15 protein-coding genes are annotated in these 20,507 nt (G+C 57.7%); 1 reads left to right on the forward strand and 14 read right to left on the reverse strand.

All coding sequences use genetic code 11. From position 1 onward, the window contains the following. Positions 1-65: 65 nt before the first annotated feature. Entirely contained in the window at positions 66-908 is an 843-nt protein-coding gene (locus ONB52_06250; protein ID MDZ7415747.1) for an aminotransferase class V-fold PLP-dependent enzyme, read from the forward strand. 19 nt (positions 909-927) lie between these two features. Here ONB52_06250 and ONB52_06255 read toward each other — a convergent pair whose 3' ends face one another. The 14 genes from ONB52_06255 to ONB52_06320 all read right to left on the reverse strand — a co-directional run bounded on the left by ONB52_06255 (position 928) and on the right by ONB52_06320 (position 20,376). Further along, positions 928-1,872: a hypothetical protein gene (locus ONB52_06255; GenBank protein ID MDZ7415748.1), complete on the reverse strand. Its 945-nt coding sequence runs from the start codon at positions 1,870-1,872 to the stop codon at positions 928-930. A 400-nt stretch (positions 1,873-2,272) separates the two neighbouring features. After that, entirely contained in the window at positions 2,273-3,727 is a 1,455-nt protein-coding gene (locus ONB52_06260) for a hypothetical protein (protein MDZ7415749.1), read from the reverse strand. A gap of 109 nt (positions 3,728-3,836) precedes the next feature. Further along, positions 3,837-6,278, reverse strand: coding sequence for a DNA gyrase subunit A (gene gyrA, locus ONB52_06265; GenBank protein ID MDZ7415750.1), 2,442 nt, complete (start codon positions 6,276-6,278; stop codon positions 3,837-3,839). A 240-nt stretch (positions 6,279-6,518) separates the two neighbouring features. Beyond that, positions 6,519-8,504, reverse strand: a complete 1,986-nt coding sequence (gene gyrB / locus ONB52_06270) for a DNA topoisomerase (ATP-hydrolyzing) subunit B (protein ID MDZ7415751.1) — start codon at positions 8,502-8,504, stop codon at positions 6,519-6,521. 302 nt (positions 8,505-8,806) lie between these two features. Further along, the gene (locus ONB52_06275; protein ID MDZ7415752.1) at positions 8,807-9,085 is read right to left on the reverse strand and encodes a DUF721 domain-containing protein; all 279 of its coding nucleotides are present in this window, start codon (positions 9,083-9,085) and stop codon (positions 8,807-8,809) included. 10 nt (positions 9,086-9,095) lie between these two features. Continuing rightward, the gene (locus ONB52_06280; GenBank protein ID MDZ7415753.1) at positions 9,096-10,226 is read right to left on the reverse strand and encodes a DNA replication/repair protein RecF; all 1,131 of its coding nucleotides are present in this window, start codon (positions 10,224-10,226) and stop codon (positions 9,096-9,098) included. A 3-nt stretch (positions 10,227-10,229) separates the two neighbouring features. Continuing rightward, positions 10,230-11,345: a DNA polymerase III subunit beta gene (gene dnaN, locus ONB52_06285; GenBank protein ID MDZ7415754.1), complete on the reverse strand. Its 1,116-nt coding sequence runs from the start codon at positions 11,343-11,345 to the stop codon at positions 10,230-10,232. Positions 11,346-11,868: 523 nt separating this feature from the next. Continuing rightward, complete coding sequence (gene dnaA / locus ONB52_06290; GenBank protein MDZ7415755.1) at positions 11,869-13,230, reverse strand: chromosomal replication initiator protein DnaA; 1,362 nt, start codon at positions 13,228-13,230, stop codon at positions 11,869-11,871. A 589-nt stretch (positions 13,231-13,819) separates the two neighbouring features. Continuing rightward, positions 13,820-14,617: an ABC transporter permease gene (locus ONB52_06295; protein MDZ7415756.1), complete on the reverse strand. Its 798-nt coding sequence runs from the start codon at positions 14,615-14,617 to the stop codon at positions 13,820-13,822. A 50-nt stretch (positions 14,618-14,667) separates the two neighbouring features. Beyond that, on the reverse strand, positions 14,668-15,324 hold the full coding sequence (gene ftsE, locus ONB52_06300; protein ID MDZ7415757.1) for a cell division ATP-binding protein FtsE: 657 nt from the start codon (positions 15,322-15,324) through the stop codon (positions 14,668-14,670). Between the two features lie 22 nt (positions 15,325-15,346). Further along, the gene (locus ONB52_06305; GenBank protein ID MDZ7415758.1) at positions 15,347-16,090 is read right to left on the reverse strand and encodes a class I SAM-dependent methyltransferase; all 744 of its coding nucleotides are present in this window, start codon (positions 16,088-16,090) and stop codon (positions 15,347-15,349) included. A gap of 37 nt (positions 16,091-16,127) precedes the next feature. Next, entirely contained in the window at positions 16,128-17,165 is a 1,038-nt protein-coding gene (gene pdxA, locus ONB52_06310) for a 4-hydroxythreonine-4-phosphate dehydrogenase PdxA (GenBank protein MDZ7415759.1), read from the reverse strand. 93 nt (positions 17,166-17,258) lie between these two features. Continuing rightward, entirely contained in the window at positions 17,259-18,521 is a 1,263-nt protein-coding gene (locus ONB52_06315) for an asparagine synthetase B (GenBank protein MDZ7415760.1), read from the reverse strand. A gap of 34 nt (positions 18,522-18,555) precedes the next feature. Continuing rightward, positions 18,556-20,376: a tetratricopeptide repeat protein gene (locus ONB52_06320; protein ID MDZ7415761.1), complete on the reverse strand. Its 1,821-nt coding sequence runs from the start codon at positions 20,374-20,376 to the stop codon at positions 18,556-18,558. Positions 20,377-20,507: the final 131 nt, after the last annotated feature.

Raw genomic sequence — 20,507 nt, forward strand, 5'->3', positions numbered from 1 at the left:
TGGCGAGATACTTTTTGATGAGGGCAAGACGCGCCGCGGGACACACCCGCCGTCTGCGAGACCACATGGGACTCCTCCTGGTGAATTTTGCGCAAAGATACGCAGCGATTCACCCAGAGGAAAGATGCGGTTCACCGAGGGGATACGTGCAACCTGCAGATTTGGAGGCTGCGCTGACGCCACAGACGGCGCTGCTGAGCGTGATGCACGCCAACAACGAGGTGGGCACGCTGCAGCCGGTTGCGGAGATTGCCGCACTCGCCCACCGTCACAATCTCGTAATTCACTGCGATGCGGCACAATCGGTTGGCAAGGTGCCGGTCAAGATGGATGACCTGGGCGTGGATATGCTGTCAGTGGCGGGACACAAACTCTACGCGCCGCTGGGAGTGGGGGCGCTGGTGGTGCGGCGCGGCCTGGCGCTCGAACCGCTGATTCACGGTGCCAAACAGGAACACCAACGCCGCGCCGGCACGGAGAATGTCGCCGGCATAGTGGGCCTGGGTCGCGCCTGTGAGCTGGCCGGCCGGGATTTGGCACAGAATATGGCGCGCATGCAGGCTTTGCGCGAACGTCTGTGGCATGGCCTGCAGCGCCGGATTCCGGAGCTGCGGCGCAACGGCCATCCGGAACATTGCCTGCCCAACACGCTGAGTGTGAGTTTCCGCGGGGTGGATGCCGGCCAATTGCTGGCAGAGATCGACGGGCAGGTGGCGGCCTCTGCCGGTGCCGCCTGTCATAACCTGAATGAGACCGTCATCTCACACGTCTTGCAAGCGATGCAGGTGCCGCGCGAATATGCCCCGGGCACACTGCGGTTTTCGGTGGGAAGATACACGACGGAAGGGGAAATCGATGCGGCCGTCAACGTGCTGGCCGCCGCGGTGGCAAAGCTGCGCCACACCTGAGCCGCAGAGCGGGAGCAACTCAGGCAAACTCCTTCACGGCCGCCGCCAACAGCGGAATCATGATCTCATGATGACCGATGAAATTGTAACCCTTGCCACCCTGCAGGGTGGGCCGTTGCACCACATTCATGCGCGGGCGGTAATGGTTGAACATGTCGAAGTTGGCGGTGATGAAGTTGTTGACCGGCGGCGCGACATTGCGCGCGACCGTCAGCGCCTTGAGAAAAACTTCCGGCAACAGCACATTGGAGCCGACATTGAGCACCACTCCGCCTTGATTGAGACGTGCCACCTGTGCGGCGAAAATCTTGAAATCTCGATAGGACAATTCACCATAAGCAGCGCCATCAGCACTGGGATGCTGGTGAATGATGTCTGTGCCGATGCCGACATGCACCGTAGCCGGCACGTCGAGCGTGTAGGCATTGGCCAGCAGGCTCAGCTTCACACCGGTGTTCGGCACCCTCGCCAGCGCTTCACCCATCGCCTCACCCAGGCCCAGTTCACGACCGCGGGCCCGCGCCACCGTGCCATTGATGAACTCACCGGTTTCAGCAGCCATGCCAAAGGAACCGTCGGCCAAACCCTCGGCAACTTCCTCGGAAGTTTGGCCAAACAGCGCCAGCTCGGTGTCATGCACCACGCCGGCACCGTTCATCGCCAGACAGGTGATGAAGCCGCGCTGCATCAAATCGATCAAAACGGGCGACAATCCCACTTTGATGACGTGCGCACCCATCATCATGATGATGGGCTTGCCGTGTGCCCGCGCCGCCAGCAGATGCTGAACAAACTCGCGCAGATCCTTTGCCGCCAGGATGTCGGGCAGTGACTCATAGAAAGTCTCAAAGAAATCGCCGCGGCGAAATGGCCGCGCCAGCTCTTCGCGATGCACTTTGCTGAAGCGCTGCTGCACCGGGTAGGTTTTGACGCGGGCGAGATCAATCTGGGAGTATTTCGACAACGCACTCTCCTCTCACAGCTTTCCTGCCGTTTCGCTTGCAGTGATCGTTTACCCATGCCCTGCACAAACGCGGGCCTGCCGCTGGCTTGCGTGGCACGGGTCGCAATCTAAACTGCCGACAGAGAAAAGCAAGCCGAATTTGCACGGGTGCGCCATGCCCCCCAGTGGTGGACAGCGACGCTGCAGGCTGCAAACAAATTTGGGTTCAAGCACGGTGGTCAATTCAAAACAAGACGCTCCCAGAACATCTTCCGCACACGCAAGCAGGGCAGCAACGGGTGCCGGAAGCCGGCGGCGTGTTGCACCGGAGCACCATCAGCGCCGCGTGCGCAGCCATCAACGTGGCTGGTCAGATTGGCCAGAGGGAAAGTGAAACGGGGTGTGTGCCGCGCCGGCGTCTTCAGCGCCTGCTGAAATATCTGCCAAACAGCACATCACTCAACAGCACGGCTTCCTTGGAGTAGGGATTGATGTTGCGCAGGCATAGCTCGGCATCCAGCACTGCTTTGGCCTCCTTCCAGGTTTGCAACGGTTCCAGCCGGTCGATGAATTCGAGATAGGCGTCCGCATCGCGTTGGAAGATTTTTCGAATGAAAGCCTTGCGGTTCTTGTCGTCGATGAGGTGATACAGCGAGGGAAATGGCCCCGGCGGTTGTTGTTCAATCTTGGCACGCTGCACCAGCGGCTCTTCCGTGTCGAAGCGAATTTTGAGCTTGTTTGCCGTCACACTCTGGCCGGCAGGCGGTGACGGTTGCTGCGGGACAGGGTCTGCAGCGGGCACCACTGTTTCGCCCGTGCCGGCGGCTTGTGTGCCGGCGGGATACCATTCGGCTTTTTCACGAATCACGATGCCGGCTGAGGCGGCTGGAGCGGGCATCTGCTGCAGGTCGCTCACCGCCGCCTGCACGAGCTGGCTCTCGATTTCGCTGGCGGCCTCTTCGAGTACCTTGGTCATGTCTAGCGACACCAGCGTGCCACCTTCGCCCGGCATGAATGGCAGCGTCGCGCTGCCGTTTTCGAGGTGCCGTGCCACCAGATTTTCGATCTCGCTGATTTCCCAGGCTTCCTTCTTGGTGAATTCCGGCAGCAGGTTTTCCGCGAGTTCGGCCAGGTTGCGCTCGAACAGCATGGCCAGCACGGTTTGATTGTCGATGAGAAAGCCATCCTGCGGAGTTGCAGTGCCCAGCAGCGAGGCGCAATAGCTCTGATATTGCTTCAGGTCCTGCACCAGTGCCGGCACGGGGTTCTTGCCATACACTTCCAGTTCGACCTGATGGCAGGCCGCGCGAAAAGCTTCCTTGGTAACCGGCCCGCGGGGGTAGGCGGCTATGCGATCCAACAGGGCGCGCAAATACTGTTGTTCCTCGCCCAGACCACGCAGGACAATGAGGAGGTCATCCCGTTCGCGTTCCACTTCATGACGATAGAGAAGATGTTCCAGCGCGCTGCGCGGTCTGGCCAGCACGTCAAACTGCAGGCCGACGCCAAAGGTCAGCACCGGCCGCAATTCGGAGCGGTCAAACACCAGGCGCTCCGCCAGCATGTCGCGCAGCCGGCGCAATTGCTGGCGCATCTCGGCATCATCCAGCTTGTATTCCCGCACCGTGTGCAAACCGAGCGGCTTTTCCTCGCGCACGATTTTGTGCGCACGCTGGCGGAACAAACCTTTGAGAATTTCAGGAATATCCGCGGCCAGCAGCTCGCGCAGGGGAATGGCATCGCGATTGGCGATCAAACGCTGTTCCAGCGCAAGCACCAGCTTTTCCCGCTCCTTTTCCCAATAATCGCGCTTGGCGCGCCGCCGCGTGCGACTGGCAAGGGCCGGCACCGGCGTGCTTTGGATGTCGTCTGGCATGAATCGTCATCCTCCCCGAAAGGGCGTCATCCCCGCCGGGCAAACTCATTAGACAGGTTGTGCGGGCAGCATGCCCGTCGCGCCGCCAGGCGCAATGATCTCCCTAATTCTATTCTTCGTCTTCTTCGTCCTCCGCCACCACCCGTGCCACCGCCGCGATCCGGTCATCCTTGTCCAGCTTGATGAGCTTTACGCCCTGGGTGTTCCGGCTGATGACCTTGATGTCCTTCACTTTCTGGCGGATGACCACGCCTTTTTCGGTGATGATCATCAAATCATCGTCATCGATGACCTCCTTGATGTCCACCATCTTGCCGGTTTTCTCGGTGGTTTTGAGCGTGATCAGACCCGAACCGCCACGATGCTGCACTTTGTAGTCCTTCAGCTCGCTGCGTTTGCCGTAGCCATTCTCGCTCACCACCAGGATCGTGGCCTCGCGCTTGAGTTCCACCATGCCGACGACGAAGTCACCTTTCTCCAGCTCGATGCCCTTCACGCCGCTGGCGCTGCGGCCCATCTCGCGGACTTCATTTTCATGGAAGCGGATGGCCTGGCCGTTGTGCGTGCCCAGCATCAGATCCATGCTGCCATCAGTGATCTTGGCTTCGATCAATTCATCGCCTTCTTCGATGCTGATCGCGGCGATGCCGGTCTTGCGCGGATTGGAAAACGCACTCAGAGCCGTCTTCTTCACCAGGCCGTTCTTTGTGGCAAAGGCAACGAAATGCTTTTCATCGAACTCCCTGACTGACACAAAAGCGGCGATCTTTTCCTCCGGCGCCAGGGAGAGCATGTTCACGATCGCCCGGCCCTTGGCACCCTTGCCCGCCTGCGGAATGTCATACACCTTCACCCAGTAGCATTTGCCCTGGGTGGTGAAAAACAGCACGTAGTGATGCGTCGAAGCGATGAAAAGATGTTCGATCCAATCCTCGTCACCGGTTTTCGCACCGGTCACCCCGCGACCGCCGCGGCTCTGCCGGCGATAACTTGACACCGGAAAGCGCTTGATGAAGCCGCTGTGCGAGATGGTGATCACCATGTCCTCTTCGGCGATCATGTCTTCGATGGTGAACTCGCTGGTCTCCGCCACGATCTCCGTGCGGCGCTCATCGGCATACTTGTCGCGCAGCTCCTTCAGCTCCTTCGCGATCAAATCCATGCGCTTGCCCTTGTCCGCCAGCAGCGCTTTCAAGTCCTTGATGAGTTTCTGCACCTCGCGATATTCCGCCTCGATCTTGTCGCGCTCGAGGCCGGTGAGGCGCTGCAGTCGCATGTCCAAAATCGCCTGGGCCTGAATCTCGCTGAGTTTGAATCTCTTCATCAAGCCTTCCTTGGCGATCTGGGGATCCCTGGCCTTCTTGATGATCGCGATGACTTCGTCGATGTTGTTGATGCAGATGCGCAAACCTTCCAGGATGTGGGCGCGCTTTTCGGCCTTGTCCAGCTCGAACTTGGTGCGGCGCACCACGATCTCGTGGCGAAAATCGAGAAAATGCTGCAGCATCTGTTTGAGGTTGAGCACGGTGGGCACGCCGTCCACCAGCGCCAGCATGATGGCGCCAAAGGTAACGTGCATCTGCGTGTGCTTGAAAAGATTGTTGAGCACCACCTCCGGCACGGCGTCGTTTTTCAGCTCGATCACCAGGCGCATGCCGTCGCGGTCACTTTCATCACGCACATCGCGAATGCCCTCGATCTTTTTGTCGCGCACCAGTTCGCCGATCTTCTCATGCAGGGCAGCCTTGTTCACTTGATAGGGCAGCTCGGTGACGATGATGTTCTGGCGGCCGCCGCGCACTTCCTCCAGCACGGTGCGTGCCCGCACCTGTATGCGGCCGCGGCCGGTGCGGTATGCTTCGTCGATGCCCTCCATGCCGTAAATGATGCCGCCGGTGGGAAAATCCGGCCCCTTGACGATCTTCATCAACTTGTCGATGCTGAGATCGGGATTCTTGATCAGCGCGTGCAGGGCATCGACAATTTCGCCGAGATTGTGCGGCGGAATGTTGGTGGCCATACCGACGGCAATGCCAGAAGAGCCGTTGACCAGCAGATTGGGCAGCAGCGTCGGCAATACCGCCGGCTCCTTCAGCGTGTCGTCGAAGTTGGGATTCCACGGCACCGTGTCTTTTTCAAGATCGCGCAGCACTTCCTCGGCGATGGGCGTGAGCCGCACTTCGGTGTATCGCATCGCAGCCGGCGAGTCACCGTCCACCGATCCGAAATTGCCCTGGCCATCGACCAGCGGATAACGCAGCGAAAAGTCCTGCGCCATGCGCACGATGGTGTCATACACCGCCAAATCGCCGTGGGGATGATACTTGCCCAGCACTTCACCGACGACGCGCGCAGACTTTTTGTAAGCCGCGTTCGGCCGCAGATTCAATTCGTGCATGCCATAGAGCACGCGCCGGTGCACGGGTTTCAGGCCGTCCCTTACATCCGGCAGTGCGCGCGCCACGATGACCGACATGGAATAGTCAAGATAAGAATCCTTGATCTCTTCCTCGAGATACACCGGGATGATTTTGTCGCGTTTGAGGTCCATGGGAGTTTTGCAAATGAATAATTCTGAAAACCAACGGTCGGGATGCCGCTCGATAATTATTGCCGCCAGTCACTGCGACATGCCTTTCCCCGGCGGTCTCCCGCTTCTTCTGCCAGGAAGGTTGCACCCGGCGCGAGCCATCGCGGGCGTGATCGTTGGCAATACCGTCGCCCGGTGGCAGCAGACCGTGGCAACAGCCACACAAAGCCGGGGGGCGGCACCTGCAGATTCCAACCCTGTCTAAACATCCAAATTTCTGACATATTTCGCATTCTCTTCGATAAACTTGCGGCGCGGTTCGACTTTGTCGCCCATCAGCGTTGAAAACAGCACGTCCGCCTGATAGGCCTCTTCAATGGTCACCAACCGCATGGTGCGCTGCTCCGGATCCATGGTCGTCTTCCATAATTGCTCGGGATTCATTTCACCGAGACCCTTGTAGCGCTGGACGTTGACATTGTCTTTGCTGTCGAATCGTTTCAACACCGCCTCCTTTTCATCATCATCATAGCAGTAATACTCCTCCTTGCCCTTCCAAACGCGGTAAAGCGGCGGTTGCGCAATATAGATCCGGTTCTGTTCGATGAGCTGCTTCATATAGCGGAAGAAGAAAGTGAGCAGCAGCGTGCGAATGTGGGAGCCGTCGACATCGGCATCTGTCATGATGATGACGCGTCCGTAGCGCAATTTCTCCGGGTCGAAATCATCGCTGCCAATACCGGTGCCGAGCGCCGTGACCAGGGTGCGGATTTCCTCATTCGACAAAATCTTGTCCAGGCGTGCCTTCTCGACATTGAGGATCTTGCCCTTGATCGGCAGAATTGCCTGAAAGCGGCGGTCGCGGCCCTGCTTGGCGGAACCACCGGCGGAATCCCCCTCGACGATGTAGATTTCGCAGTGTTCGGGGTCGGTAATGGAACAATCCGCCAGCTTGCCGGGCAGGCCACCACCGTCAAGTGCGGACTTGCGCCGTGTCAGTTCCCGGGCTTTGCGTGCGGCCTCGCGGGACTGGGCTGCAAGCTTGCACTTCTCCACGATCTTGCGCGCGATCGAAGGGTTCTCCTCGAAGAACGCCGCCAGCCCCTCATTGCAAAACGACTCCACAATGCCGCGAATGTCGCTGTTGCCGAGTTTGGTCTTGGTCTGGCCCTCAAACTGCGGTTCTGCCACTTTGATGCTGACCACCGCAGTCAACCCCTCCCGCACATCATCGCCGGTGATTTGCAGATTGTCTTTTTCCTTCAGCAGATTGCTCTTGGTGGCATAGGCGTTGATCGTTTTGGTGAGCGCCGCCTTGAAGCCAACCATGTGCGTGCCACCTTCGATCGTGTGAATATTGTTGACGTAGGTGAAGATGTTTTCGTTATAGCCGTCATTGTATTGCAATGCGACTTCGATGGGCACGCCCTCCCGTTCGCCCTCCAGATAAATCGGTTTGCTCATGATCGGCTCCCGGGCCTCGTCAAGATACTTCACGAACTCCGCGATGCCGCCTTTGAATTGAAATTTGTGCGATTTGCCGGTGTTCTCATCGCCGATCGTGAGCCTGAGATTTTTGTTCAAAAACGCCAGTTCCCGCACCCGCTCCGCCAGAATGTCGAAACTGAACTTGCGCTTGCCAAAAATTTCAGGGTCGGGAGAAAAAACCACCCTGGTGCCGGTCGTCTTGCGTTTGCCGATTACCTTCACCGGCGTAACGGGATTGCCCCGCTCATATTTCTGATAATAGAGATTGCCGTCGCGCGCAACATAAACCTCCAGCCATTCCGACAGGGCATTCACCACCGACACGCCCACGCCATGCAAACCGCCGGAAACCTTGTAGGATTTTTTGTCAAACTTGCCGCCGGCATGCAGCACCGTCATCACCACTTCCAGGGCGGATTTCTTCATCTCTTTGTGCGTATCCACCGGGATGCCGCGGCCGTTGTCCTCCACACTGACGCTGCCGTCCTTGTTGATGGTGACTTCGATGTTGTCGCAAAAGCCGGCGAGCGCTTCGTCCACGGAGTTGTCGATCACCTCATAAACGAGATGATGAAACCCCTTCACCGACGTGTCGCCGATATACATCGCGGGCCGGCGGCGCACCGCCTCCAGGCCCTTGAGCACCGTGATCGATTCTGAAGTGTAATTATCCTTGTCCGTCGGCGGCGACGGCTGCGCTGCCCCGTTTCCCGCCTCCACATTTGTCTGCTTGTATTCCAGCACTTCCTCTTTTCTCATGGGTTTTTCCTGATTTTGTCTCGTCTTGGTGTCCTTGACCCTGGATTCAGCCACGGGCTGCTGATGCAAGACCGCCTGCTTGCCGGCCACTGATGGTTTGGCTCGGGCAGCGGTGGTCTTGCCATCGCTTCGGGTCATCTTCTTATTTTGCAATTGAGATTTCTTCTTGATCGTGGCCATGATTTTGACCTCGTTCTCGTCGGCGTGGCGTGATCAGCCGCCACCCGCGACGAAATGCGGCGGCATGTGCTGGCACGCCTGCCCGAATCCGGCGGGCTTTCTGCCGGGCTCTCCCACCGGCTTCAGACCAGCAGGATGTCATGAATCAGATTTTGTCCAATCCTGCGATTGATCCGGGCGATGATCTCCGGTTTCATGTAGTACAGTTCATTGCGCCACACACTGTTGGTGACTTCCACATAAAGACAGCCGTCACGCACCTCGCGGACACTGGCGACTTTTGCCACCTGCTCGCCGACAACCTCCGGCCAGAGATTCACCGCCTGATATTCCTTGACGCGCTGCACAAGCCCATATTGGTGCAACAATTCCTGCAGCACGTCGCCCAGGGCCTTTGCCATAAACCTGTGCTCACGCCGTCCGGCCGCCAACCCCTGCCGGGGCCGGCATCGGCCGGTGATTCACTTTCGTTATTCTTCCCTCTGCCACTTCGAAATGTGCCGCCGGCACGCTCTGCGGCGGTGTCACGAGTGAGGTGACAAACAACTGGCCGCGGCGCTGAAAGTGTTCGAGCGTTGCGGCAAACCGGTTGGCATCCAGCTCGGAATGCAAATCATCCAGCAAAATGATGGGCGCGGTGCCGGATTTTTTCTCGAGATAGGTGGCTTCCGCCATTTTGAGCGCCAGCAGTGTGGATTTGTGTTCGCCGCGCGAGCCGTACACCCGCAGATCATGACCGTCGAGCACGAAGCTGAAATCATCGCGGTGTGGACCCACCTGGGTCTGCCGGCGCTGCCGCTCGAACACACGGGAGGCTGCCAGCATTTTGTGATAGTGGTCGGGCGTCGCCTCATTGAGCGCGAGCTGACTGTGATAACTCAGGTGGAGGGAGGAGGAGGATGCCGAAATGTCGCGATAGGCCTGCAACACAAGATTCGCGAAGGAATCGACAAACTGGTAACGCGCAGCAATGATCCGGCAGCCGTGACTGGCCAGGGCTTGATCCCATGCTGCCAGGTCCGTGCCGCCGCCCGGGTTTTGACTGAGCAGCGCATTGCGTTGTTTCAGCGCGCGCTGGTAAGCCTGCCAGTCCGCCAAATAGGCGGGCGAGCTTTGCGACAACAGCATGTCAACGAAACGCCGGCGTTCCGCCGGTGCGCCGCCGGTGAGGCGATGGCTTTCCGGTGCGTAATGGACGATCGGAAACCTGCCGATCAAGGCCGCGCTGCTCGCCAGGCGTTTGCGGTCGAGGCTGATTTCCTTGCCCCTCTCCACATGATAGCACAGCGTCACCTGGCGTTTGACCATCGCTTCATCAAAGAACTCTCCCATGATCTCGAAACCGTGGCTGCCAAACTTGACCAGTTCGCGATCAGAGGCCGTGCGAAAACTGCGGGTCACACCCAGCATATGAACGGCTTCGAGAAAATTGCTTTTGCCCTGACCGTTGCGGCCGCAGATGAAATTGAGTGCATCGGAAAATTCAAGATCGAGCGCGTCATAGTTGCGAAACTGGCGCAGGCTCATCCGGCGCAGGATCATATATCATTCATTGATGCGGATCGGCATCAACAACATCATCACCTCCAGGTCCTGCTGTTGCGGCACCGGCTCGATGATGGCGGCACTGCTGCTGTCCTTGAGTTTGAACATCACCTGTTCGGTGTCGATGTGGCGCAGGATCTCCAAAACGTAGCCGGCATTGTAGCCGATTTCCATCGGCTCGCCGCTGTAGTCCACGCTGATGGTTTCATGTGAATCCCCGCTCATCTCGGCATCCTGGGCGTGAATTGTCAGGCTGCCGGGTTGCAGCTCCCAGCGAATCTGCCGCGTGTGTTGATTCGCAAAGATGCTCGACCGCCGCACGGTGGCACTCAGCAGTTCGCGATCGACGATCAGGGTGAAGGGGTTGGCTGTCGGGATCACCCGTTCATACGCCGGATAATGTCCGCTGATCAGCTTGGAATAAATGGTGGATTGTCCCACTTGAAAAGTGATGTGCTCGGCACTCATCCCGATCGTCATTTCGTCGATTCCCTCGAGATTGCGGCCGAGCAGATGCAATGCCTTGACCGGAATCACGACCTGACTGGCCGTGCCCTCATACGTGAATTTGAGATCCCTGACTTTGGCCAGGCGATGGCCGTCGGTTGCCACCAGACGCAATTCTTCCTGGCGAATTTCCAGCAACACCCCCATCAGCGTCGTGCGCAGCTCATCGGTGCTCACCGCGAAAACCACCTTGTCGACCAGATGAACAAAGCGACTGCCGCGGTAATCCAGGTGCGTCATCTGTTTTTCGGTGGCAATATGAGGGTATTCGTCGCTCGATTCGCCTGCGATTTTGTAGTTGCCGCGATCGGTTTGGATGCTGAGACGATGACTGCCGTCTGCCTCCAGAGCCAGCGGGGTGTCCGGCAATTCGCGCACCAGATCGAAAAGTCGTTTCGCGGGAAATGCCGCGGAGCCATCACGTTCGCCAATGACATCCAGATTCGTGATGATGGAGACTTCCAGATCCGTGCCGGTGAGCTGCAACCGGTTGCCGCGCAAATCAAACAAAATGTTGCTTAAAATGGGAATGGTGGTCTTCAGCGGAATGATGGAAATCATGCGCTGAAGTGCTTGATACAGGGCACTCTGGGGAATCGTGAATTTCATTGGCTGTCATCCGAAATGGTTAAAAAACGTGTCAAAAAATACGATTTATTGTCTTTAATATCAAGTTGATTCTTTATTGTAGTTAGTAGTAGAGCCGGTGGATATGTGGATAATTTAAAAAACCATCCTGCTGAGGTATTGAGATTTCCGCGGGTTGGGTTGGGTGACGTCGCTCGGATTTACAGCATGTGCTTGTGAATTCTCTGGGGATAAAATGTTGGCTAGGGAAATGACGTTGAAAAAGTCACGCCTGCAGTGTTTTTATCAACCTGCAATCCACCAGGATTAACAATTTTTCAACAGGGTTGTTCAAATAGCCGGGCGGAGAAGACGGCATGCTTTAACCAGTCCTGGGGTCCCAAATGGCTGGCATGCTCGGGACGGCAGGGTGCCGGGCGGTGAGTACCAATGGCATGCCTGAAAATAACGGTAAAATCATCACTGCACCGCAGCACGGACTGTTGTGTCGCGACGTTCAGCAGTGGAGGGGCATGAAGCGCGGCGGGAAATGGCGAAAAGGGGATCAGGATGCACTCAATCTTTGTTTGAGCGTCTCCACTTCGGCTTTGATTTGGGAATCTGCCTCCAGCATGGCCTCGACCTGTTCGATGGCATGGATGACGGTGGTGTGATCGCGCCCGCCAAAATGCAGGCCGATGGTTTTGAGCGAATGTTTGGTCAGCTTTTTGGCAAGATACATTGCAATCTGGCGTGCCAGTGCCACCTCCTTTTTGCGCGTCTTCGCCCGCATCATGTCTTCAGGAAGCTTGTAGAATTCACACACTTCCTTTTGGATGTCCTCGACAGTGAGATTGCGGTACTTTTGAATGAACATGTCCTTCAGCACGTGCTTGGCGAGCGCCAGGGTGATGTCGAGTTTCTGTACCGAGGCAAAGGCCAGCAACCGGATCAGTGAACCTTCGAGCTCGCGGATGTTGCTGGTCACATTGTGTGCGATGAGTTGAATGACGTCGCTGGGCAGATCAATGGCGTTTTCCTCAGCCTTGCGTTGCAGGATGGCAATGCGCGTTTCCAAATCCGGCGGTTGAATGTCCACCACCAGACCCCATTGAAAGCGGGAGAGCAGCCGGTCCTCGATGCCACTGATTTCCTTGGGCTGGCGATCCGAGGAGAGAACGATTTGTTTCCCCTTTTGGTAGAGGGCGTTGAAGGTGTGGAAAAATTCCTCCTGTGTGCGCTCCTTGTTCATGAAAAATTGAATGTCATCGACTATGAGCAAGTCGACATTGCGGTAGTTGGAGCTGAACTCGGTGGTTTTGTTGTTTTGAATGGAGCTGATGAACTCGTTGGTGAAGCGTTCACTTGAGACATAGAGGGCGCGACCGACCGTGCCGCGCTCCAGGGTGAGGTTGCCAATTGCCTGGATCAGATGCGTCTTGCCCAGCCCCACCCCGCCATACACCACCAGGGGATTGAACGAAGTTTTGCCGGGCGCCTCCGCCACGGCGACTGCCGCGGCCTTGGCAAATTGATTACTCGCACCTTCAACAAAATTTTGGAATTTGTAATGGGGGCTGAGTTGTGTGACCGGGTCATGAGTCAAGCGGGCCTGCGGTGCGGTGATGCCCTCCGACAGCGAGTCGAGAAATTGTGCCTCGTTGTCTTCCGGCTTGGCAATGTCGTACACGACGTTATAATCTTCGCCCGTGACCTGGAAGATCGCTTTGTGTACGAGTTCGCGGTAGTGGCCCTCCAGCCATTGATACACAAAGCCGTTGGGAATCTGAACAGTGATTGTCCGATTGTTAAACTGTTTTCCCCGTGTACTTTCGAACCAGGTGCCGAAGGTGGAGTCGGGTAGGTGCTCACGAATGATGGATAGGCATTCTGACCAGGTCTGCTCTGCTGACAGTTGCTGTAGCATGGATGAAAATGCCCTCGCCGAGTTGAGATAATCACAAGTTATCCACAATCATTGTGGATATGGAATTGCGCAAGTCTGCTAAATCTATGAAATGGCAATCTGGCGTGTTCATTTGAAAACAGATTTGGGTCACACCAATGATTGCAACTTTTTGCTAATGAAGTGATTACGGTTGCATAACCCGGCAGCCTGCACAAAAAGGTGGAGAGTGCAGACAAAATTAGAGTTTAGTTCTTCCTTTGAAACGACTTCGATGAGTTATCCACATTTTCTCCACCAAGGTCAGTTTTTTTTGGGCTGCGGCAATATAGAAAATGGCCTCTGATTGTCAAGCAGAAATTAAATTCGATTAAAGAAAAATGAAACATCCTGTGACAGAGCAAGGCCTGATCGCATGGCAATCATCGTTGTTGCGCTTCGCATGCGTTTTTTGTTTGTGAGAAAAAGCCGGTAAGTTGGTCGGAAGGCTCCGCCCTGCCGCCGATCACCCCATGTTTGTTGGAATGATGCGGTTTGCCATCGCAGATTGGCGGGCAGCGAGAGTTGCTGCAGGCGCAAAAAAGAAGCGGCTGTGCGTGAAACGCTTCGCTTATTCGAGGTATTTTCGCACACCCAAATGTGCAGCAGCGAGTCCAAGCAGCACGCCGCCGGCTGCCAGGGCCGGTAGAAACCAGGCCGGAATGCGCACGATGTCAGGATAATCCGCGAGCAAAAATTTTTTAAGCAACAAGAAGAAGGCCGAGGCCAGGCCCCCGCCCAGCAAACCCTGGACAAATCCCTGGATGACAAAAGGGCCGCGCACGAACAAACGGCTGGCACCCACCAATTGCATGGTTTCAATCAGGCGCCGCTTGGCGTGGATCACCAGGCGAACATGGTTGATGACGACGAAAATTGAACCCAGCGCCACGATCAATCCGACCACCAAACTGCCGATCATGGCAAAGTCGAGGTAGCGCTCCAGCCGCATGACAAAGTCGCGACGGTAGACCACTTCTTCCACACCCTCCAGCGTGCGCAGCCTGCCTGCGAGTTGTTGGGCAGCCATGCTGTGCTGATGGCTCTTTTCCAGGGTGATTTGAAAGGAGGGGGGGAGTGGATTGGAGGCGAGCAGATCGATGAACCCCTCGCCGAACTCCTTGCGGAAAATTGCGATGGCTTCTTCACGCGAGATATAGCGTGCCCGCGCCACGCCCGGCAGCGCTTCGATCTGCCGGCGCAGGCGCTGGATGCCGGCTTCATCGCGGCCGTTGTCGACGAAGATTTCCAGCTCGATGCGGCTGCGCAAACCGGCCACGATCTCCACCAGGTTGAAGGTGACGAGCGTGAAAATGCCGGTCAGGATCAAAGCAATGGCCACGGTGAGCGCAGCAAGCAACGCCGCCATTTTGGCTCGCGCCAGCCCATCCAGGCCCTCTCTCAGACAGTACCACCAGCTCAATTGATCGTCACGCCTCCTTCAATGCGCACCACGCGCTTGCCGGCACCCTCCACCAGATGGTAGTGGTGCGTTGCCATGAGAATTGCAGTGCCGCGCGCATTGATTTTCTCGAGCAGCTCCATAATGCCGGCAGTGGTCACGGGATCGAGATTGCCGGTGGGTTCGTCCGCCAGCAGGATGAAGGGATTGTTCACCAGCGCGCGGGCGATCGCCACCCGCTGTTGTTCGCCGCCGGAAAGTTCATGGGGCATGCGGTAACGCTTGTGGCTCAGGCCGACGTTGGCCAGCACGCGCAGCACGCTGCGTTTGATCTCCCGTTGTTTGCAACCGGTGACGATCAATGCAAAAGCGACATTGTCATAAACATTGCGGTCCTCCAGCAGGCGAAAATCCTGAAACACGATGCCGAGTTGGCGCCGCAGCAATGGAATTTGGGCGGGGGTGATGGTTTTGGAATTGAAGCGGCCCACCACCACCGTTCCCTCGCTGGGCTTCTCCGCCATATAGATCATGCGCAGGACCGTGCTCTTGCCGGCACCCGTGGGTCCGACGAGAAAAACAAATTCCCCCTTGCGCACCGTGAGATTCACCGATTTCAAAACCTCGCCACCGGGATATTGCAGAGACACGTTGGCGAGGCGGACGAGATTCATCGTGACGCACTCCTCGAGACAATCAAGCCGGGATTCGCTTCAGTACAAAATGCACTCTTTCCGCCTTTTCGCTGCCGGTACGTCGTGACATGCCGCTGAAGCAGGCGGCCTCCCGCCACCAGTTGCTGGCGTCGATGAGTGCGCGGATTTCCTTTAGGGCATAAATGCGCTGGATGTGTTGCTCGCGAATGATCCGGCCGCGATTGGCTTCGTCGATGATGGTGAAATCGTTGTACTGCAGCCGCTGGCGAGGCTGGTAACGGGCGTAGCGGGTGTAGGAATAATCTGCGGTGGCATCCCGCTCGACGTAATTGCGAAAATTTCTGCGGCAGTTGTGCTGGGTGCAAACATCAAAAATGAACAGACCACCCTGGCGCACCACCTGCGCCACACTGGTGAGGAGGCGTCGCAGATCCTCCTCCTCCAGGCAGTAGTTGATGCTGTCATACAGGCAAAGCGCGGCATCGACCTGCAGCAGGGCCACAGGTGCGCGCATGTCTGCGCACCACACGCAGGCGGGCAGGCCGTGTTGCAACAGCCGCCGCCGTGCCGCAGCCACCATCGCCTGCGCCCGGTCGCAGCCATAGACCCGGTATCCGCTGCGTGCCAGCTCCGACAACAACTGGCCCGTGCCGCAAGCCAGCTCCAGCACGCGCTTCACCCGCCAGCCGTCGCCATCCTGCGGGGTTGCGGCTTGCGGAGGATCCGCGAGCGAAAAGAGCGCCGTGACATATTCCGCCCAGCGCGCATAATTCACGTGCCGCATGAGATGATCGTAAAACCCTGCGACACAACTGTAAGGTTCAACTTCCGCCGCGCGCGGTGATGAGGTCCACAGCAAGTTGCAATGCCTCGATCATACTGGTTGGGCTGGCGATGCCGCGGCCGGCGATGTCGAATGCCGTGCCATGGTCGGGTGATGTGCGAATCACCGGCAAACCGGCGGTGTAGTTCACCGCGCGGCCAAAGCCCTGCATCTTCAACGGGATCAACCCCTGGTCGTGATACATCGCCAGAAAAGCATCGACTGACAGTGCTTCGCCGCTCTCAGCCATGGAATCCCGGTTGGCATGGCGGCCAAAAAGCGCATCTGCGGGATAGGGCCCGCTCGCTGCAATGCCCTCTTCTTGCGCCTGCGCAATGGCCGGTTTGATTTGCTCCTCTTCCTCATCGCCCAGCAAGCCTGATTCTCCCGCATGCGGATTCAGACCGGTAACCGCAATCCTGGGAGTGGCGATGCCAAAGCGCTGCTGCAAGTCCCGTTGCAGCACACGCAGTTTTGCAAGAATCTTTTCGCTGGTCACCGCCGCAGCCACCTGGCGCAGCGGCAAATGAGTGGTCACCAGGGCCACACGCATTTTGCCCGCCAACAGCATCATGGCAAAGGTCGTGGCGCCCAAGCGTTCGGCAATGAATTCGGTCTGCCCGGGATAATTGAAACCGGCGGCAGCCAGGGCCACTTTTGCGGTTGGCCCGGTGACGATGGCCTGTGCCATTCCCTGCTTCGCCCATTCCGTGGCGTGGAGCAGAGCCTGCGCTGCTGCGGCGCCCGAGGCCTTGCTCCAGTTGCCGGGGGTAATTGCCGGTTCGCCGAATTCCGCCTGCACCAACGCCACTCTTGCCGGCGTTTGCCAGTCGTTGATGCTGGAAATGACGGGGATGCGCTGTTTCTGCCCGAGCCTGCTTTCCCAAAAGCGCAGTGCGGAGAGCGGTCCAAGCAATGCAAGGCGAACCGTTGGCGGCGGCTGCCAGTGTGCCAGCGCTTTGAGCGTCACCTCCGGCCCAATACCGTTGATGTCGCCCAGCGTCAGTACGATGATCTTGCTTTCTGGCTTCATCATGGCTTGCCAACCCTGGACTCGCGCATTCTATTATGAGCCCGAACACCGCAGTGCCGGCAGGTCGTGCCGGCGTGCAGACCGGAGCACGGTCCCTCAAGTTTTCCGTTTCTTTTTCTTTGCTGCTGGAAAAAGAATATTGTTCAAAATCAGACGGTAGCCGGGAGAATTTTTGTGCAGCGAGAGCTGGGTGGGTGGGTCGTAAACCATGTGTTGATAATCTTCGGGATCGTGCCCGCCATAGAAAGTGAACGTGCCGCGGCCAATGTTGCCATGAAGGTACTTCACCTGCGGTGTTCCCGGCACATCCGCCAGAATGGTGACCTGCTTTTTGAGCAGGTCGCGCCGGAAGCCGGTTGTCTGTCCCATGAAGCCTTTGACCACGGAAACGTGGTTTTGGGTCAACATGGTGGGCACCGGATCGTATTTGGCCGAAAATTCGAAGAGCGTGAAAAAATCCGCCTCGGCGCTGCGCAGCGCGGGATTGAAGCTGGGCGGATAGTCGATATCTGAAAACTCATACACCATCGGGTTCATTTCCAGATGGAAATCGGTGAAGGCCAGCGTCTGGCTGTAGTCGAGTTCCTGCTGGCAATTGGGCGAGGGCGGATCGTAGTCGAAGATGGCGGCGCAGATGTCGGTATTTTGCGCGGCCAGCGCCAGGTCGATGGTGTCGGTGGCGGAACACATTGCGAAAAGAAAACCGCCGCGCACGGCATATTCCTTGATGGCACGCGCCACCGCTTTCTTCAACTCCGCCACTTTGGCGAAGCCGAGTTTTCTGGCCATGGCCTCGTTCTTGATGACTTCTTCCTTGTACCAGGCGGCGTTGTGATAGCTCGCGTAGAAACGGCCATACTGCCCGGAGAAGTCTTCATGATGGAGATGCAGCCAGTCATATTCCTCGAGTTTGCCGGCAAGCACTTCTTCGTCCCACAGGGTGGTGAAGGGAATTTCGGCATAATCCAGCGCCAGGGTGACGGCGTCATCCCAGACTTGTTTGTTGGGCGGCGTATAGATGGCGATGGCCGGCGCTTTTTCGAGCAGCACGACCTCCATGTTGGCCCCTTCAATTTCGGCGTAGATCTGCGCCGCCTGGCTGCCACTGATGCTCTCGAACGTGACGCCGCGCACGCGGCACTCGCGTTCCACTTCACTGTATTGATCCAGCATGAAGGAGCCGCCGCGGTAGTTGAGCAGCCATTCCACATTAATGCCGCGATCCAGCGCCCAATAGGCTATGCCATAAGCCTTGAGATGATCGGTTTGCTGCAGATCCATGGGAATGAGCGTCTTCTGGGCATGGACCGGCGGCCAAAACAACAGCAGGCTGCAAACAACAGCGGGGAGAATGCGCATCCTTTTTGTACTCCATGCAGAATGACGGTTGCGACTACATCGGCTTCAGCTTGTCCGACAGGCTGCGCACGCGGCGCCGGGCTTCTTCAAGATACAGGCTGTGCGGATAGCTTTCCAGCAGTTTTTCATAAAGCTTTTGCGCCTGGGCATAATCGTTGAGCTGATTGGCATGCAGTTCCGCCAGGTGAAACAGCGCCCGGTCCGCGACCACACTTTCGCCGTGTTCGGACAACAGGGCCTGCAGCGTCGTTGCCGCCTGCAGATACTGGCCGGCTTCACGCTGCCAGCGTGCGATATTGTACATCGCCTGGGGAACCAGCAGAGCATGGGGATGCGCAGCGAGCAGGACCTGCAGCGTGTCGATGGCGCCGCCCAATTTGCCTGTTGCGGCGAGAAATTCTGCGCGGGCGTAACGCCGCAGGGCGGTCGAGCTGTCCGCAAGATTGGCATCAATCAGCAGCAGCAGTTCGAGTGCATCGTTGACCATGCTCTCCTGCTCGTTGCTGCGCGCCGGCGCAGCGGCGATTCCCTCCAGAATATTTCTGGCGGCGCGGAAGTTGCCCTGGTAGAATTCCAGCCGGCTGAGCAAGAATTTGACCTTGTCCTCAACGAAGGGGCGGTTGCTGCCAAAGCGCCGGGCGGTCTCATACCATCTTTTGGCCTGCGGCAAATCACCGAGTGCAAGATGGCAGTCACCCAGGCGGAAGATGGCCTCCAGGCGGTCTTTGGCATTCGGATCGGTGGTGTTTTCGTAGATTTTCGTGTAGCTGTCGATCGCTGCCGGCATGTCCTTCAGGCGGGTGAAGTAGATTTCCGCCTGCCGCCAGCGCGCACGCATCACCCACTGATTGCGGTGGTTCGCGCCCTGCTGCGTGATCAGTGCCTGCAGCACCTCCAGTGCCTGACGGTATTGCCCCAACTGTTCATGGCATTCTGCCAGGCCCAGCGCGGCCGGGTTGCCAAAGGGTGATTTGCGACGGTCCGCCAGAAGCAATTGATACGCCTGTGCTGCATATTCCCATGCGCCCGCCAAACGGGCTTGTTCGGCAAAATTGAAGAGTTCGGTGCCGGCCTGCGCGGGCGCGGTGGCGTGTTGTTCCAAAGCCTGATATTCCGCCAGCGCGGCGGCGTAGCGGCAGTTCTCCAGCAGAATTGCCGCCCGCAGACGCCGCAATTCGAGCACGTTCGCGCTCTGATCGAGGTGGGCAGTGATGGTCTTTTCAACTTGTGCGGCGGCCTCGTTTGATTCCCGCACCAGCTCGATGAGACGGCGTTGCACGAACGGGAACTGGCGGACATCGGCTTGCAAATGGCGCAAGTATTCCGCGGTGGCGGCCGCATAATCGAGCCTGGCAAGATGCAATTCCGCCAACTCCACGGCAAACAGCGATTCCTGGCCAAAGCGCCTGCGCGCACTTTGATAAACCTGCAGCGCTTCCTCGAAGGCCCGTGTCTCCTTCATGGCCGCGGCCACGGCGGCATAGGTGCCGGTGGCGGGAAAGCTTTCCAGCAGATCGTTCCAATATTTGCGCGCCGCCGCTTGTTGGTTTTGATTGTAAAGTACAACCCCGAGATCAATGCGGGTATGGAGATCATTGATGATCGCCAGACGCCGGTTGATCACGCCCGACAGTTCCTCATAGCGCCGCAGACTCAGCAGGCAGCGTCTCAGGCCCTGATAGTAGCCGCCGTTGCGCGGGTCGCCCTCAAACAGCGAGCGATACAACTCCGCCGCACGCTCGTATTGCCCGAATTGTTCGTAAGTCTGGGCTTGATTGAGGCGGGCGGCATTGAGCTGGGGATTCTGCGCGGCGAGCCGAAAGCTGAGCGCCAGGGGGAGCAACAACAGCACCATGCTTCGTCGCTGCGCCCTTTGCCGGCAACTCAGTTTTGACGGCAGCCACACGGCAGCAGGTTTTGCCGGCCGGCGGCGGGATTTTCCTGTGATCATTTGCGTGTGAATTCTCCGTGCCGGTGACCGCCCGA

Source organism: candidate division KSB1 bacterium (assembly GCA_034506255.1).
GTDB lineage: Bacteria > Zhuqueibacterota > Zhuqueibacteria > Zhuqueibacterales > Zhuqueibacteraceae > Coneutiohabitans > Coneutiohabitans thermophilus.